This window comes from Aquibium pacificum (genome assembly GCF_040839445.1).
In the GTDB taxonomy this organism is placed as follows: domain Bacteria; phylum Pseudomonadota; class Alphaproteobacteria; order Rhizobiales; family Rhizobiaceae; genus Aquibium; species Aquibium pacificus.
The window spans coordinates 143,284-158,605 of the sequence record NZ_JBDPGJ010000009.1; the positions used below are offsets into that span (position 1 = coordinate 143,284).

General features: G+C 66.9%; 15 protein-coding genes. 5 read left to right on the forward strand and 10 right to left on the reverse strand.

Annotation, left to right across the window (positions count from 1 at the left end; genetic code table 11):
- Nucleotides 1-5: 5 nt before the first annotated feature.
- From ABGN05_RS28005 to bcoG, 4 genes are all read right to left on the reverse strand, one after another.
- A complete protein-coding gene (locus tag ABGN05_RS28005; protein ID WP_367957328.1) occupies nucleotides 6-1,640 on the reverse strand; it encodes an arylsulfatase in 1,635 nt (544 codons plus the stop codon).
- 65 nt (nucleotides 1,641-1,705) lie between these two features.
- Nucleotides 1,706-2,782, reverse strand: coding sequence for a 3-hydroxyacyl-CoA dehydrogenase NAD-binding domain-containing protein (locus ABGN05_RS28010; protein WP_367957329.1), 1,077 nt, complete (start codon nucleotides 2,780-2,782; stop codon nucleotides 1,706-1,708).
- On the reverse strand, nucleotides 2,779-3,408 hold the full coding sequence (locus tag ABGN05_RS28015; RefSeq protein ID WP_367957330.1) for an HD domain-containing protein: 630 nt from the start codon (nucleotides 3,406-3,408) through the stop codon (nucleotides 2,779-2,781). Before ABGN05_RS28015 ends, ABGN05_RS28010 begins: the two co-directional genes overlap by 4 nt.
- A 46-nt stretch (nucleotides 3,409-3,454) precedes the next feature.
- Entirely contained in the window at nucleotides 3,455-4,372 is a 918-nt protein-coding gene (gene bcoG, locus ABGN05_RS28020; protein ID WP_367957331.1) for a 3-dehydrocarnitine:acetyl-CoA trimethylamine transferase BcoG, read from the reverse strand.
- A gap of 237 nt (nucleotides 4,373-4,609) precedes the next feature.
- Between bcoG and ABGN05_RS28025 the strand changes: the two genes are divergently transcribed.
- The 4 genes from ABGN05_RS28025 (at nucleotide 4,610) to ABGN05_RS28040 (ending at nucleotide 7,141) form a co-directional block, all read left to right on the forward strand.
- Nucleotides 4,610-5,590, forward strand: coding sequence for a GlxA family transcriptional regulator (locus tag ABGN05_RS28025; protein WP_367957332.1), 981 nt, complete (start codon nucleotides 4,610-4,612; stop codon nucleotides 5,588-5,590).
- 62 nt (nucleotides 5,591-5,652) lie between these two features.
- On the forward strand, nucleotides 5,653-5,928 hold the full coding sequence (locus ABGN05_RS28030) for an antitoxin (protein WP_367957333.1): 276 nt from the start codon (nucleotides 5,653-5,655) through the stop codon (nucleotides 5,926-5,928).
- Complete coding sequence (locus tag ABGN05_RS28035; protein ID WP_367957334.1) at nucleotides 5,925-6,335, forward strand: type II toxin-antitoxin system VapC family toxin; 411 nt, start codon at nucleotides 5,925-5,927, stop codon at nucleotides 6,333-6,335. Before ABGN05_RS28030 ends, ABGN05_RS28035 begins: the two co-directional genes overlap by 4 nt.
- 125 nt (nucleotides 6,336-6,460) lie before the next feature.
- Nucleotides 6,461-7,141, forward strand: coding sequence for a GNAT family N-acetyltransferase (locus ABGN05_RS28040; RefSeq protein ID WP_367957373.1), 681 nt, complete (start codon nucleotides 6,461-6,463; stop codon nucleotides 7,139-7,141).
- Between the two features lie 34 nt (nucleotides 7,142-7,175).
- Here ABGN05_RS28040 and ABGN05_RS28045 read toward each other — a convergent pair whose 3' ends face one another.
- The 5 genes from ABGN05_RS28045 to ABGN05_RS28065 form a co-directional block, all read right to left on the reverse strand.
- Nucleotides 7,176-8,303 (reverse strand): alkene reductase, encoded by a 1,128-nt coding sequence (locus tag ABGN05_RS28045; RefSeq protein WP_367957335.1) that lies wholly within the window; start codon nucleotides 8,301-8,303, stop codon nucleotides 7,176-7,178.
- Between the two features lie 39 nt (nucleotides 8,304-8,342).
- The gene (locus ABGN05_RS28050; RefSeq protein WP_367957374.1) at nucleotides 8,343-8,633 is read right to left on the reverse strand and encodes an ArsR/SmtB family transcription factor; all 291 of its coding nucleotides are present in this window, start codon (nucleotides 8,631-8,633) and stop codon (nucleotides 8,343-8,345) included.
- A gap of 188 nt (nucleotides 8,634-8,821) precedes the next feature.
- The gene (pcaF, locus tag ABGN05_RS28055) at nucleotides 8,822-10,030 is read right to left on the reverse strand and encodes a 3-oxoadipyl-CoA thiolase (protein ID WP_367957336.1); all 1,209 of its coding nucleotides are present in this window, start codon (nucleotides 10,028-10,030) and stop codon (nucleotides 8,822-8,824) included.
- Between the two features lies 1 nt (nucleotide 10,031).
- Nucleotides 10,032-10,703 carry a 3-oxoacid CoA-transferase subunit B gene (locus ABGN05_RS28060; RefSeq protein ID WP_367957337.1) on the reverse strand — a complete coding sequence of 224 codons (672 nt, stop codon included), beginning with the start codon at nucleotides 10,701-10,703 and terminating at the stop codon, nucleotides 10,032-10,034.
- Complete coding sequence (locus ABGN05_RS28065) at nucleotides 10,703-11,419, reverse strand: 3-oxoacid CoA-transferase subunit A (protein WP_367957338.1); 717 nt, start codon at nucleotides 11,417-11,419, stop codon at nucleotides 10,703-10,705. The genes ABGN05_RS28060 and ABGN05_RS28065 overlap by 1 nt, the downstream gene beginning before the upstream one ends.
- A 91-nt stretch (nucleotides 11,420-11,510) precedes the next feature.
- Between ABGN05_RS28065 and ABGN05_RS28070 the strand changes: the two genes are divergently transcribed.
- The gene (locus ABGN05_RS28070) at nucleotides 11,511-12,326 is read left to right on the forward strand and encodes an IclR family transcriptional regulator domain-containing protein (RefSeq protein WP_367957339.1); all 816 of its coding nucleotides are present in this window, start codon (nucleotides 11,511-11,513) and stop codon (nucleotides 12,324-12,326) included.
- 623 nt (nucleotides 12,327-12,949) lie between these two features.
- Here ABGN05_RS28070 and ABGN05_RS28075 read toward each other — a convergent pair.
- A complete protein-coding gene (locus ABGN05_RS28075; protein ID WP_367957340.1) occupies nucleotides 12,950-15,304 on the reverse strand; it encodes a glycoside hydrolase family 31 protein in 2,355 nt (784 codons plus the stop codon).
- Nucleotides 15,305-15,322: the final 18 nt, after the last annotated feature.

Genomic DNA, 15,322 nt, shown 5'->3' on the forward strand with positions numbered 1-15,322 from the left:
CTGCTTCATCCGTGCACGTCGCCCAGTTCCCAGGCCTTCAAGAGGATCGGCTGCATCCGGTTCCAGTCGGCGACGCCGGTCGTCTCGGCCCAGCCTTCGTAGTCCCGCGTCAGGCGGGCGGTCAGCGGCTCGTTGCAACCCATCATGTCGTTCAGTTCCGTGCGGTCTTCCTCCATGTCGTAGAGTTCCCACGGCTGATTGAACTTCCGGACGAGCTTGAACTTGCCGTCGCGTATCGCACAGTTGCCCTCGTGCTCGAAGAACAGCGGCCGTTCCCGCTCCCAGGATCGGCCTTCGAGCAGCGGCAGAATGTTCTCGCCGTCCATCGGCTGGATCGCCTCGCCGCCGAGTTCGGACGGATAGCCGACGCCGGTCGCGGCAAGGATGGTCGGCAGGACGTCGATCACGTGGCAGGGGGCGTGGACCACCGTCTGCGGGCGGAACCGCTTCGGCCATTGCACGATGAGCGGCGTCGAAATGCCTCCCTCGTGTACCCAGTGCTTGAACAGCCGGAACGGCGCGTTCGACACGTTCGCCCACGGCAGGTCGTAGCTCATGAAGGTCAGCGGACCGCCGGGCCTCAGCGTCGGCCGGTTGCCGATCTCGATCTTGCGCCCGTCATTGTGCCGGTCCGAGTAATACTTGCCCCAGCCGTCTTCCGCCATGAACTCCGCGCAGCCGCCATTGTCGGACAGGAAGAGGATCAGCGTGTTGTCGAGAATGCCCAACTCCTTGAGCCGGGAGGTGACGCGCCCGATGTTCTGGTCGAGTCGGTCGATCATCGCGGCGTAGGCGGCCATGCGGGCGGCCTCCCAGTCCTTGACCTTCACGTCTCCCCAGCCCGGCGCCGCCTCGTCGCGCGGCGAGATGTTCCATTTGTGCTGCAGCACGCCGCGCGCCTGCATCTCCTCGTGCCGCGCCGTGCGCGTGACGTCCCAGCCGCCGGTATAGACGCCGTCATATCGCGCGATATCCTCTTCCGGCGCCTGCAGCGGCCAGTGCGGCGCATGGTGGGCCAGATAGAGGAAAAACGGCTGATCCTGCTCGACGCTCTCGTCGATCATCTGGATTGCATTGTCGGTGATCGCATCCGTCAGGTAGAAGTCGGACGGCGACACCTCGACGCGGGAATCGTCGCGCATCATGTAGTGCGGCGAGAAGAAATTCATCACGCCGTCGACGAAGCCGTAGAAGCGGTCGAAACCGCGCTGGCGCGGCGTCGGATGCTCGACGTCGCCCACACGCCAGCTGTCGACCAGCCGCGCTGTGTAGTCGCCGCCGACATGCCACTTGCCCGACATCAGCGTCCGGTAGCCGCCGAGCCGCATCAGTTCGGCGATCGTGGCGGCATCGTTGCGCAGGAACCCCTGGTAGGCCGGGGTTCCGAGATTGGTCCCCATGTGGCCGATCCCGGCCTTGTGCGGATAAAGCCCGGTGAGCAGGGAGGCACGCGTTGGACAGCACCGCGCGCAATTGTACATGGCCGACAGGAGCACGCCGTTGTGTGCCAGCGCGTCGATGTTGGGCGTGCGGATCTCCGATCCCATGATGCCGAGATCAGAAAAACCCATGTCGTCGACGAGGACCAGAACGACGTTCGGCCGTTCCGCTCTGCCCGCTTCGGTCTGCCCTGAATCCATGTCGCTTTTCCTCACCTCTCGGCCGGATATCCGCCGGACCGCGGCGGTGGTAGGGGATATGAAGACTACCCCCTCTTTCCCTTCGCGGCTCCCTTCTTCTTGGGCTTGCCCGCCTTCGCCTTCTCGGCCGCCTTCGACACCTTCTTGCCGGCCGCCTTGCCAAGCTGCTTCACGTAGGCATTGTGCAACTCGCCCGCGCCCCAGCCCTTGCCCTTTTCGGCCTTCGCCAGCGCTTCCATGATCCCGACCAGATTCTCGTCGCGGATCCTTTCCAGTTCCCGGATCGACCATTTGCCCGACTGCTCGTCGGATTGCGTCGCGACGAGGTCGACGAGTTCGTCGTTGAACTCCGGCACGTCCATCAGCTTGGTCCAGGGCCAGGCGAGCGCCGGTCCGAACTGGGCCATGAAGTGGCGCATGCCGGCTTCGCCGCCTGCGATGCGGTAGGTCTGGAACATGCCCATCTGCGCCCAGCGCAGGCCGAAGCCGTAGCGCATGATGTCGTCCAGTTCCTCGACCGTGCAGATGCCGTCCTTGATCAGCCACAGCGCCTCGCGCCAGGCAGCCTCGAGCAGGCGGTTGCCGACGAAGGCGTCGATCTCCTTGTTGATGACGACGCATTTCATGCCGATGGAGGTATAGGCCGCCTTCGCCCGCTCGACGAATGCCTTGCCGGTCTTCTCGCCCGGCACCAGCTCATTGATCGGGAGGAGATAGACCGGGTTGAACGGGTGGGCGACGAGGAAGCGCTCGGGATGCTTCATGTCCTTCGCCATGTCGGTCGCCTTGAAGCCCGACGTCGAGGAGCCGATCAGCGCGTCGGCCGGCGCGGCCGCCTCGATCTCGGCAAGCGTCTTCAACTTGACGTCGAGCCGCTCCGGCACGCTTTCCTGGATGAAGTCGGCGTCCTTCACCGCCTCGGCGATGGAGGCGGCATAGGTGACCTTGCCTTCCTTCGGCAGACCCTTCGCCGCCATGCGCTTGTAGGCGCGCCGCGCGTTCTTCATCACCTCGTCGACCTTGCGCTTGGCCTCCGGGTGCGGATCGTAGACGGCAACGTCGATGCCGTTCAGCGCCAGCCGCGCGATCCACCCGCCCCCGATGACGCCGCCGCCGATGCAGGCGGCCCTGGTGATGGTCATGCGGATGCTCCGTTTCTTTCTCTTGCTGTTTCGGGATCGCCAAGGGGCACGCGTTCGCCCGGCCTCATGAAGGACGGGTCGTAGGCCTTGCGCGAGAACACCTCGGTCACAAAGGGACGGAAAAAATCGATCGGCAGCGTGTCGTAGGCTGGATCGAAGCTCGACTGGTCCCAGCGTTCGCAGAACCGGTCGCAATCGTCGAAATAGGCATGGCCGGCGAACTTGTTCCGCGCGTGCGGATCGCCGCCGACATGATGCGCATAATACTTCCGCTGGAAGTCGCCGTGCTTCGCCACCACCCAGGTGCACTGCTCGCGCACGAAGGGCTTCAGGATGGCCGCCGCGTATTCGTCGTGATTATAGGGCGCGTAGATGTCGCCGACGTCGTGCAGCAGGGCACTGACGATCCAGTCGGTGTCGGCGCCATCGCGCCAGGCGCGCGTCGCGGCCTGCAGGGAGTGGCCCAGGCGGGTTATCTGGTAGCCGGACAGGCTCTCGTCGAGTTTCACCAGCGCCTCGAGCAGCCTGTCGCCGGTCTTGGCGGCAAAGCCGATCTCGTGCTCGTTGAGGAACTCGTAGTCCTCCCGATCGCCGTCCTTCATCGCGGTGAACTTGACCGTCTTCAATGAAGAGCCTCCTCGAAACAGTCTGGATGGTCGGCAAATCCGCGCGTCAGGCCGCCACCGGCGCCCGCTTCACAAGCCCCAGCCTCTTGCGCACCTCGTCAGGCCCGATCACCCGCGCACCCATGTTCTCCACGATCGTCACGGCGCGCTCGACCAGCTGCGCGTTGGTGGCCAGCACGCCCTTGTCGAGCCAGAGATTGTCTTCCAGCCCGACGCGCACGTTGCCGCCGGCCAGCACGGCCGCCGCCGCATAGGCCATCTGGTTGCGGCCGAGCGAGAAGGCGGACCACGTCCAGTCGGCCGGCACGTTGTTGACCATCGCCATGAAGGTGTTCAGGTCGTCCGGCGCGCCCCAGGGCACGCCCATGCAGAGCTGCACCAGCGCATGTGGCGCCAGCACTCCTTCCTTCACCAGTTCCTTGGCGAACCACAGATGTCCGGTGTCGAAGGCCTCGATTTCCGGCTTCACGCCGAGTTCGGTCATCATGCCGCCCATGGCGCGCAGCATGCCGGGCGTGTTGGTCATCACGTAGTCTGCCTCGGCGAAGTTCATCGTGCCGCAGTCGAGCGTGCAGATCTCCGGCAGGCATTCGGCGACATGCTTCACGCGCTCGGCGGCGCCCGCCATGTCGGTGCCCTTGGGGTTCAGCGGCAGCGGCTTTTCGGTCGGGCCGAACACCATGTCGCCGCCCATGCCGGCGGTGAGGTTCAGCACCACGTCTACCTCCGCCTCGCGGATGCGTTCCGTCACCTCCCGGTAGAGCGCAACGTCGCGGCGCGGCGCGCCGGTTTCGGGATCGCGCACGTGGCAATGGACGATTGCCGCCCCCGCCCGCGCCGCATCGATCGCGGACTCCGCAATCTGCTTGGGCGAACGCGGCACGTGCGGCGAGCGGTCCTGCGTGGCGCCCGAGCCGGTGACGGCGCAGGTGATGAAGACCTCGCGGTTCATGGTGAGCGGCATCGCGTTCCTCCTCGTTTCGTCCTCCTACCCCCACCCCTAACCCCTCCCCTCAAGGGGAAGGGGGATCATGATCCGTACCACCTTACGCAGCGCTTCCCGAACAGGCGAGAGGCGCGGCGGCTGGCGGCCCCCCTCCCCCTTGAGGGGAGGGGCTAGGGGTGGGGGTCTACGGATGCACCATTCTGAAAGAGCATCTCCCGCCTTGCCCGCCACCGCTTCACACTTTACGAATTCCATTTGATGCAAAGCGAACACTCCTCCATCTTCCGGCCCGACCGTATGCCCCTCCGCCTGACCTTCCTCGTCTTCTCCGGCGCCTCCATCATGTGCGTCGCCTCGGCGGTCGATCCCCTGCGCGCGGCCAACCGCGTGGCAGGAAAATCCCTGTTCGTCTGGTCGATCGTCTCGGCCGATGGCGAGCCGGCGATCACGACTTCCGGCCTGCCGGTCGCGGTGACGGGAAAGTTCGATCCGGCCGCACGTTGCGACGTGTTGGTCGCCGTCGGCGGGTTCGGGACCCGCGCCGGTTCGTCGGGGACGCTGCCGACCGCGTTCCGGCGTGCGGCGCGCTCGGCGCGCGCGGTCGGCGGCGTGGAAGCGGGCGGCTGGCTGCTCGCCCGCGCCGGTCTGCTCGAAGGCCGCGCCGCAACCACGCACTGGGAGGATCTGGAGGACTTTTCGGCCGCGTTTCCCGAGGTCGACGTGCGGCCCGACCGCTACGTCATCGACGGCCCGGTCTTCACCACCGGGGGAGCCTCGCCGACCTTCGACCTGATGCTGCACCTGATCCGATCGCGACTCGGCATGGCGGTGGCGCTCGATGTCGCCTCGGTCTTCATCTACGACCAGGCCCGCGCCGCAACCGACGCGCAGCCACTGGTCTCGCTCGGCCGTCTCGATGGTTATGATCCGCGGCTCGCCCAGGCGATCCGCCTGATGGAGAGCCATGTCGACCGGCCCCTCCCGGTCTCGGCCATCGCGTTGCGTACCGGCGTCACGGCCCGCACGCTGGAAAAGACCTTCGCCGCGGCGATCGGCGAAACCCCCGGCGCCTACTATCTGCGCCTGCGGCTGGCCGCCGCCCGCCGCCTCGTGCTCGACACCTCCGAGCCGATGGCCGACATCGCCGCGCGCACCGGCTTCTCCTCCTCCGCCGCCTTCAGCCGCGCCTTCTCCCGCGCCTTCGGCAAGGCGCCGGTGAGGATGCGGCGGGGCTGACGCTTTGCAGACACCACGCCGGTGGTATATATCAGGGATCTAGACCAGCGGAGGAAAGCGCGATGAACGAGCAGCCCCGCAAGACGGCAAAACTCTTCATGAACGGCCGCAGCCAGGCAGTGCGCCTGCCCGCCGAATTCCGCTTCGAGGGCACCGAGGTGGAAATCCGACGCGACCCGGTGACGGGGGGTGTGCTGCTGTACCAAAAGCCAAAGCAGACAGGCAGTTTTGCGGCCTTTTTCGCGGCGGTCGAGAACCTGCGGCCGGAAGACATACCGGACGATTTCATGGCCGATCGCGAACAGGAGGGTCAGGTGCGCGACGATCCGCTCGAATGAACACCCGCACCTATATGCTCGATACGAACACCGTCAGCGCCCTGCTTTCGCGGAGTCCTCAACCGGTCTTGAACCGCTTGCGGGCGGCGGGTAGCGAGCGGACGAGCATTTCGAGCATCGTCTACGGCGAAGTCCGCTACGGCCTGTCCAAGAACCCGACGGCAATCCGATTCCTGGAAACCGCAGAAAAGTTCTTCGCGGAAATTGCCATCCTGCCCTGGATGGCATCGACGGCCGAGCAGTACGGTACGCTCCGAGCCGAAATGCGACGGACTGGACGCGCGCTCCAGCCCCTCGACATACTCATCGCCGCCCATGCGCTCGAAGCAAGAGCCGTGCTCGTTACCCGCGACCAAGCGTTCCGCCATGTGCCGGGGCTCACGGTCGAGGATTGGTCGAGCCAGTAGAATCTCCCGCGCCACGAAACCGATGGCAAAATTACTTCTCGGGGTTATCGTTGTCGTAGAGCAGATGCACGCGTCGGAGGGATGATATGGAAAAGGTCGTATCAGATCCCCTTGCCGATCCGGATATCGCCCGCTTTCTCGACCGCCCCGCCTGGACTGCCCTCACGACCCGGCATGCCCATCTTGCCGAGGGCGGGGAACTGGCGCGGCGCTACGATCCTTCGATCGTTCCCTTCGCCGCGACGCTCGACGACGGGGCGGAATGCCTGGCGGCGCTCGCCAGCCTCGCCTCGCCCGGCGAGATGATGCTGTTCCTGCAGGCCGATCCGGTCGCCCTGCCGGCGAACCTCACCGCGACGCTGGAAGCGGACGGAGTGCAGATGATCGCCAGGGAACACCTGCCCGAGGTCGAGGACCCGCTTATCGTTCAACTCGGCGAGGTCGATGCCGCCGACATGCTGGAACTCGCCACGCTGACGAAGCCCGGACCCTTCACGTTGAAGGCGCTGCGCCTCGGCGGGTTCTGGGGCATCCGCCGCGATGGCCGCCTCGTGGCCATGGCGGGCGAGCGGATGAAACAGCCGGGGTTCACCGAGATCAGCGGCGTCTGCACGCATCCCGATGCACGCGGCAATGGCTACGCCCGCCTCCTGTCGCTGTTCGTCGCCGGACGCATCGCCGCCCGTGGCAAACGGCCCTACCTGCACGCCTGGGCCAGCAATGCGGCGGCCATCCGGCTCTACGAGAGCCTCGGCTTCACCCGGCGCAGGACGATGCACGTGACGATGGCGGTGCGGACGTCGTAGAGGCGGCGGCTGCCCGCCGCCTCCATGGAGTTCCTCAGGCGGCCTTGTCGGTCACGAAGGGATAGTCGATGTAGCCCTTGGCGCCGCCGCCGTAAAATGTCGCCCGGTCGCCCTCGTTGAGCGGCAGGTCGCGGCGGAAGCGCTCGACCAGGTCCGGATTGGCGATGAACGGGCGGCCGAACGCGACGAGATCGGCACGTCCGCTCGACACGGCCTCCTCGGCTAGCGCCTTGTCGTAGCCGTTGTTGACGATCCAGGCGCCCTTGCCGCCGGCCTCGCGGTAGGCGGCCTTCAGGGCCGCCCAGTCGAACGGCGCCTCGCCCTGGTTGAAGTCTCGCGCGCCGCCAGTGGCGCCCTCGACCAGGTGGATATAGGCCAAGCCGCGCTTCGCCAGCCCGCGGACCACGTGCTCGAACAACGGCTGCGGATCGGGATCGGATGCATCGTTGGCGGGCGTCACCGGCGAGAGCCGGATCCCGGTGCGACCCGCGCCCGCGCTCTCCACCACCGCGTCCACCACCTCGAACAGGAAGCGCGCGCGGTTCTCGATCGATCCGCCATATTCGTCGGTGCGCCGGTTGCTGCCCGAGCGCAGGAACTGGTCGACCAGATAGCCATTCGCGCCGTGGATCTCGACGCCGTCGAAGCCGGCCTCGCTCACCGCGGCCTTCGCAGCCTTGCGGTAATCCTCGATGATTCCGGGAATCTCGGAAACGTCGAGCGCCCGCGGTTCTGAGGTTTCCACGAATGCGCCCTTCCCGTCCTCACCGAGAATGTAGGTCTTCGACTTCGCCGTAATCGCCGAGGGCGCCACCGGTTGGCCCCCGTCCGGCTGCAGGCTGACATGCGAGATGCGGCCGACATGCCAGAGCTGCGTGACGATCTTCCCGCCCGCCGCGTGTACGGCATCGGTGACCTTGCGCCAGCCGGCAAGCTGGTCGGCGCCGTAGAGGCCGGGCACGTCGGCATAGCCCTGGCCCTGATGGCTGATGGCGGTCGCCTCGGTGATCAGAAGCCCGGCGGTGGCACGCTGCGAATAGTATTCGGCAGCGAACGGTCCGGGCACCGCGCCCGGCGAGCGGTTGCGCGTCAGCGGCGCCATGGCGATGCGGTTGGAAAGCGGGATGGCGCCGACCGTGATCGGATCGAAGAGCGTGGTCATGGAAAGTCCTTTCAGGGGGAGGATACGGGAGAAGGAAAATCAGAGGTCGTCGAGCGAGGCGCGGAAGGCCGCGATCGCCGGCTCGTTGCGGGTGTAGAAGGCCCATTGCCCGACACGCCGCTGGGTCACCAGACCGCAGGCGACGAGCGCGGTGAGATGCGATGAGACGGTCGACTGGGACAGCCCACAACGCTCGAACTGGCGCGCACAGATGCCCATCTCGAGCGGGTGATGCTCATCGGAAAAATGCTTCTCGGGCTCCTTCAGCCAGGCGAGCATGTCCCGCCGCACCGGGCTCGCCAGCGCCTTGAGGATCGCGTCCCGATCGATATCGATCTTTGTATCGGTCATGACCGATATATGGATCGACCATCATCGATTATCCAGGGAACGTCATCCCATATTCAGCGGCCCCAAGAGCTTTCTATTCCCAGCGCGCGTTCCTGAAACGCAAAAGCCGCCCCGTCCGGCAAGGACGAGGCGGTGCGGGGGAACCGGAGGCTCGGGCGTAAGGAGCTTTAGACCCGCTCCAGCGCGATGGCGATGCCCTGGCCGACGCCGATGCACATGGTAGCGAGCGCCAGCTTCGCGCCGCGCTCCCTGAGTTCCAGCGCCGCCGTGCCCGAAATGCGCGCGCCGGACATGCCGAGCGGATGGCCGAGCGCGATGGCGCCGCCGTTCGGATTGACGTGCCCCGCGTCCTCGGCAATCCCGAGATCGCGGAGCACGGCGATGCCCTGGGAGGCAAAGGCTTCGTTGAGTTCGATCACGTCGAAATCCGACGGCTTAATGCCGAGCCGCGCGCAGAGCTTCTTCGAGGCCGGCGCCGGCCCCATGCCCATGATGCGCGGCGGCACGCCGGCAACCGCGCCGCCGAGCACGCGCGCGATCGGGGTCAGTCCGTATTTCTTCACCGCGGCTTCCGAGGCGACGATCAGCGCTGCCGCGCCGTCGTTGACGCCGGACGCGTTGCCGGCCGTCACCGTGCCGCCTTCCTTCCTGAACGGCGTGCCGAGCTTGGCGAGCGTTTCGACCGTGGTGCCGGCGCGCGGGTGCTCGTCCTTCGAGACGACCACGGGGTCGCCCTTGCGCTGCGGGATCGTAACGGGAACGATCTCCTTGCCCAGCCGCCCATTCTCCTGAGCGGCCACGGCCTTCTCCTGGCTGCGCACGGCGAAGGCGTCCTGGTCGGCGCGGGAGACGTTGAATTCCGCCGCGACGTTCTCGCCGGTCTCGGGCATGGAATCGACGCCGTACTGTTTCTTCATCAGCGGGTTGACGAAGCGCCAGCCGATCGTGGTGTCGTAGATTTCGGCGTTGCGCGAGAAGGCCGTGTCGGCCTTGGGCATGACGAAGGGCGCGCGGCTCATCGATTCGACGCCGCCCGCGATCATGATCTCCACCTCGCCGGCCTTGATGGCGCGCGCGGCGATGGTGACGGCGTCCATGCCGGAGCCGCACAGGCGGTTGACGGTCGAGCCCGGCACAGCCGTCGGCAGCCCGGCCAGGAGTGCCGCCATGCGCGCGACGTTGCGGTTGTCCTCGCCGGCCTGGTTGGCGCAGCCATAGACGACGTCGTCGATCGCTTCCCAGTCGACCTTGCCGTTGCGCTCCATCAGCGCCTTGATCGGAATCGCGCCGAGGTCGTCGGCCCGGACGGAGGAGAGCGACCCGCCGAAGCGGCCGATCGGGGTGCGGACGTAGTCGCAGATATAGGCTTCGGACATCTCAGAGCTCCGGTACGTTGAGTTCGCCGACCGTGTCGCCGACGACGAGCGTTGCGCCGGTCACCGCCTGCAGGTCTTCGAGGCTGATCGAGGCCAGCTTTTCGCGCAGCACGAAGCGCTTGTCGACGATGTCGATGACGGCGAGGCTCGTGTAGACGGTGGTGACGCAGGCCACGCCGGTCAGTGGCAGCCGGCATTTTTCGAGAAGCTTGGGCTCGCCCTTCTTCGTGACATGATCGGTGACCACCCAGACCTGCTTCGCCCCATGCACGAGGTCCATCGCGCCGCCGACGGCGGGTACCGATTTCGGGCCGGTGCTCCAGTTCGCGAGGTCGCCGGTCTCGGCCACCTCGTAGGCGCCGAGCACCGCCACGTCGAGATGGCCGCCGCGTACCATGGCGAAGGAGTCGGCGTGATGGAAGAAGGCCGCGCCCGGGTTCAGCGTCACAGCCTTCTTGCCGGCATTGATCAGATCCCAGTCCTCCTGTCCGGCCGGCGGTGCCTCGCCAAAGTCGAGGATGCCGTTCTCGGTGTGGTAGACCACCTCGCGCCCCTTCGGCTTGAAAGTGGCGATCATTTCGGGAAAGCCGATGCCGAGATTCACGTAGGCGCCGTCGGGCAGGTCCTGCGCCGCGCGCCAGGCGATCTGTGCGTTGGAAAGCTTCGAGACCATCACTTGGCTCCCTCGCGCAGCAGCGCCTCTTCCTGTTTCGGCTCGGAGACCTCGACGACCCGGTCGACGAAGATGCCCGGCGTGATGACGGCTTCCGGATCGATTTCGCCAGGCTCCACGACACGGCTCGCCTGCACGATCGTGGTGGCCGCCGCCATGGCCATCAGCGGCGAGAAATTGCGCGCCGCCTTGCGGTAGGTCAGGTTGCCCTTGCGGTCGGCGAGTTCGGCCTTGATCAGCGCCACGTCCGCCTTCAGCCAGCGCTCCCGCACGTAAGGCCGCCCTTCGAATTCCTCCACCGGCTTTCCCTCGGCAAGCTGGGTGCCGTAGCTGGTGGGCGTATAGAAGGCCGGGATGCCCGCCCCGCCGGCACGGATGCGCTCCGCCAGCGTCCCCTGCGGTACGAGTTCGAGCTCGATTTCGCCCGCCAGATACTTGTCGGTGAAGGCCTTCGGGTCCGAGGAGCGCGGGAAGGAGCAGACCATTTTGGCCACCATGCCGGCATAGATCATCGCCGCGATGCCCACCGCGCCGTTCCCGGCATTGTTGTTGACGACCGTGAGGTTTCCGGGAGAGCCGGTCTTCTTGTAGCGATCGACCAGCGCATGAATCAGCTCGATCGGCGCGCCGGCGCCGCCGAAACCGCCGATCATCACCGACATGCCATCCTCGACCGCGTCGAGTGCCTCTTCCAGGCCCGCATAGATCTTGTTCATCGCCGCTCGGTCCCGCCGCTGCCGGATGGCCGGTGGCCATCAGGAAAAGTTCGCATTGCGAACATAAGTTTCGTATGCGATACTTTCCTACATGAGCAAGGTTTCCGAGTCAACGCAGCGCCCGACCGAGCGCGATCCGGCCGCGGCCCCCGGGCGCGACCTGGTCGGCTCGTTGGCGCGCGGCCTCGCCGTCATGGAGATTCTCGCCGCGAACCCGCAAGGATTGACGCTGACGGAGATGGCGGAAAAGGCCGGCCTCACCCGCGCCGGCGCGCGCCGCTTCCTGCTGACGCTCGTCGCGTCGGGCTACGCCGTGCAGGACGGCCGGACCTTCCGACTCTCCTCGCGGCTGATAGCGATCGCCCGCGCCTGGCTCGGCGGCGCCTCGCTCTGGAGTTTCGCCGAACCCTTCATGCGCGAGGTCTCGGCTCGTTTCGGCGAGGCCTGCTCCGCCGCCGTGCTGTCGGGCGAGGACGTGGTCTACGTCGCCCGCGTGCCCGGTCGCCACATCCTGTCGGTCGCGCTCCATGTCGGCACGCGCCTGCCGGCCTTCTGCACCTCGATGGGCCGCGTGCTCCTGTCGGATCTCTCCCAGGCAGAGCTTGACGCCTTCCTCGCCCACGCCGACATCCGCCCGCTTACCGCCAGAACGCTGACGGACCGCGCGCCCCTGCGCGCCGCGATCCTCGCCGCCGGGGCCGACGGCCACGCGCTGGTCGACGAGGAACTGGAGCCCGGCCTGCGCTCGATCGCCGTGCCGGTGCGAGACCGCACGGGTCGCGCCATCGCCGCCATCAACGTCTCCACCCAGTCGGCCCGGCTGTCGGCAGAGACCATGACCGCCGACGTGCTTCCCGCCCTGCGCGACGCGGCGCGGCAGATCGAGGATTTCTTCGTGGTGCAGTGAGGTGGATGGGAGGCGGTGCAGCGAAAGACGCCTCATCCATCCCTCCGCACGCGCGTTGCCCACGATGGTTTCCCCCCGCGACCCTTGGACCCGAGCAGACGAAATAGGCTCCATTCGTCGTAGATTTTATCCACGTCGATCTGCAATGCCGCATACTCCCGCCTGTCTTTCCACCGGGCTTCGGGTGGCTGCCGGGCCGACCGGGGGGAAAGGCGGCGTGCGGGATTGGCCTCGTCCGGTTGGCGGGGTCGGGGATTGCCTCGGCAAGGCCCCACGGTCCCGGCCCCTCCTGCGCTGGCGACCCACGGCTTTCGAGCACAGGGTGAGCCAGAGGGGGGCAGCAGCGTCGGCGGTGCGCGTCTGACGGGCATCGTTTTAGAAAAACAGCGCTGTCGGACCGTCCGCCAGCGCGCGCACCGCTTCCCTCTGCGGAGGGTTTTTCAATGGCCAGACGCTTCCAGCGGGCGTGGCGGCGATGAAACGCGCCCGCGCACCCTCCCACCTGCGGGGAGAATTCGCCGAGCAAATGGCACACATCGCTGGGAGAGGGACAAGGGCGGATGCGGAACCTGCGGGCTCGTTTCTGAGCGATCGAGTTTCGCGGCGCCACCCCCACCCCGGACCTACGGTCCGACCCTCCCCGCGAAGGGGAGGGTGACCAGCCCCCGCTCTCCCAGCCCCCTTGCCGCCAGCGTGATCTCCGGGCGGCCCCGGCCGGTCCAGCGTTCTTCCGCAGAAAGCCGCGCCGTCTTCGCGTCCCACGTCGCCTTGCAGGCGACGAGCGAAGCGTCCTTGTCGCGAAAACCCCAGCCGAGGCCGTCGTCGAAGAAGATCTCCGACGCGCTCTTGCCCTCGCCCGGTCCGGCGAACAGCGTCAGCTCAACGGCCGTCGCGTCGTGCGGCGCGGTGTCGGGCCAGGCTGTCGCCAGCGGCAGGATCGCGCCGGAGCGCACCAGCACCGGCAGCTGACCGAGCGGCGCGGCGATCTCGACCACGTGCCCGCCCGAAAACACCTCGCCGGAATGGAGGTCGTGCCAGCCCCCCGCCGTGTGCGGCAGGAAGATCCGCACGTGATACGTCTCCTCCTCGACCACCGGCGCGACCAGCACGTCCGGCCCGAGCATGAAGCAGTCGGCGTCGGCCAGGCACTCGGCGTCGTCGAAATGGTAGAAGGCCGGCGCGATGACCGGCGTGCCCTCGCAGTGCGCCCGGAAGGCCAGCGAATAGAGATAGGGCATCAGCCGGTAGCGCAGCCTCAGCGCCGCGCGCACCTCGCCGGTGACGTCTGGATGCATCCACGGCGTGTTGGTCGGATCGGCAAGCTGCGGCTTCCACGAGTTCATCACCGCGCGCGGGTGCAGCGACATCATCTCGACCCAGCGCACCAGGAGTTCGGGCCCGGCCTTCGGCCCGTCGAAGCCGCCGATGTCGTGGCCGGTGAAGGGCATTCCCGACAGGCTCATCGAAAGCCCTTGCCGAAGATTCCATTTCAGCGTGTGCCACGAAGTGCGGTTGTCGCCCGACCATGTCTCGCCGTAGCGGGCGATGCCGATCGGCCCGGCTCGGCTGATCGTGTAGGGGCGCTTTTCCGGCTCGCGCGCCAGCGTCGCTTCGAAGGTCGCGCGGCTCATCAGCAACGCGTGCAGCGGCCTGACCTCGATCGCCGGAAGCGGCGCGCCGAAGCCGTCGACGCTCGCCGTCTCGTCCCAGAGCTCGCATTCGTTGTTGTCGTTCCACGCCGCCGTGAAGCCGGCATCGAGAACCTGAGCCGTGATGCCTTCCTTCCACCAGGCGATCGTCGCTTCGTTGGTGAAGTCGAGGCTCGAGCCGTTGCCGCCCCAGAACATTTCCACCGCCGGGCTTCCGTCGCTGCGGCGGATGAACCAGCCCTCGGACGCGGCCTGCGGATAGGCGGGATGTTCGGTGAGCAACACCGGCTTGACGTTGGCGCAGGTGTTGAAGCCGAGTCCGCCGAGACGCCGGAAGAAGCCCGCGCGGTCGGGAAATTTCTGCTCGTTCCAGGTGAAGACGTAGCGCCGCCCGTCTTCCTTCGTCGTGTAGCCGGAGCCGGAATGGATCGCGCTGATCGGGATCTTTTCGGCGCGGCAGCGTTCGGCGAAGCCGGTGATCACGGCTTGCGCATCCGGCGCGTCGGCATGGTGCATGGTGGTGAAGGCGAAACCCATCGACCAGCGCGGCGCGAAATGCGGCCTGCCGGTCAGATGCATCAGCCTCGGCACGACGTCGCGCAGCTTCGGGCCGGCGATGATGTAGAGCACCAGCCCCTTCTCCTGCGCGTCCACATGGCGGTAGTGCGGGTGGTAATTCGAATGCTCTGCTCCAAGGTCGAAGGTGATCTCGGACAGGGTGTCGTAGAGCAACCCGACCGCGCCGCCTTCTACGCCGTCGGCAATGACGAAGGGCGCGTGCTTGTAGAGCGGGTCCTGGGTCTCGGCATTGTAGCCCAGCGCGTCGGTCTGCAGACACCTGAGCCGCTTTCCCGTATGGTCGAGCGGCCCCGCCTTGTCACCCAGCCCGTAGTGCCGGTCTTCCAGCGAACGCGCCTGAAAGTGTCGGAAGACGCCGCGTTTCTCGAACCACTGGTAGGCGCCGGTGAGGCGGTCGGCCACCACGGTGCGCCATCCATCGCCGTCGCGCCGGCGGATAGTGAGCGCAAGGGGCGCGGGCTGGATGTCGACCTGCCAGTCGTCGCCGAACTGCACGGTCCTCCCGTCCGCCGACGCGGCCAAAGGCGCGAAGCCGTCGGTAGAGAGACGGTCGCGGCCCGCCCAGGGGACGTCACCGTCAGGCGCGATCATCCAGGTGCGGTCGACGGAGAGGCCGCCGTCGGGGATGATGGCGATGCGGACGAGCCAATCGGCTAGGGCCACGACGCGCAACGTGAAGCCGCTCATTAGAGGGACTGAGAAGTCGGTCTGCGTGATGGCGGCTGGTTGGTTGAGGGCAAGAAAAGTCATGCTAGTCGACGATCCTTT

Coding starts and splice junctions, on each gene's coding strand:
- ABGN05_RS28030 (WP_367957333.1), top strand. CDS start 5,653: ATGAACGAGCAGCCCCGCAAGACGGCAAAACTCTTCATGAACGGCCGC.
- ABGN05_RS28010 (WP_367957329.1), bottom strand. CDS start 2,782: ATGACCATCACCAGGGCCGCCTGCATCGGCGGCGGCGTCATCGGGGGC.
- ABGN05_RS28075 (WP_367957340.1), bottom strand. CDS start 15,304: ATGACTTTTCTTGCCCTCAACCAACCAGCCGCCATCACGCAGACCGAC.
- ABGN05_RS28035 (WP_367957334.1), top strand. CDS start 5,925: ATGAACACCCGCACCTATATGCTCGATACGAACACCGTCAGCGCCCTG.
- ABGN05_RS28060 (WP_367957337.1), bottom strand. CDS start 10,703: ATGGTCTCGAAGCTTTCCAACGCACAGATCGCCTGGCGCGCGGCGCAG.
- ABGN05_RS28045 (WP_367957335.1), bottom strand. CDS start 8,303: ATGACCACGCTCTTCGATCCGATCACGGTCGGCGCCATCCCGCTTTCC.
- pcaF (WP_367957336.1), bottom strand. CDS start 10,030: ATGTCCGAAGCCTATATCTGCGACTACGTCCGCACCCCGATCGGCCGC.
- bcoG (WP_367957331.1), bottom strand. CDS start 4,372: ATGCCGCTCACCATGAACCGCGAGGTCTTCATCACCTGCGCCGTCACC.
- ABGN05_RS28065 (WP_367957338.1), bottom strand. CDS start 11,419: ATGAACAAGATCTATGCGGGCCTGGAAGAGGCACTCGACGCGGTCGAG.
- ABGN05_RS28005 (WP_367957328.1), bottom strand. CDS start 1,640: ATGGATTCAGGGCAGACCGAAGCGGGCAGAGCGGAACGGCCGAACGTC.
- ABGN05_RS28070 (WP_367957339.1), top strand. CDS start 11,511: ATGAGCAAGGTTTCCGAGTCAACGCAGCGCCCGACCGAGCGCGATCCG.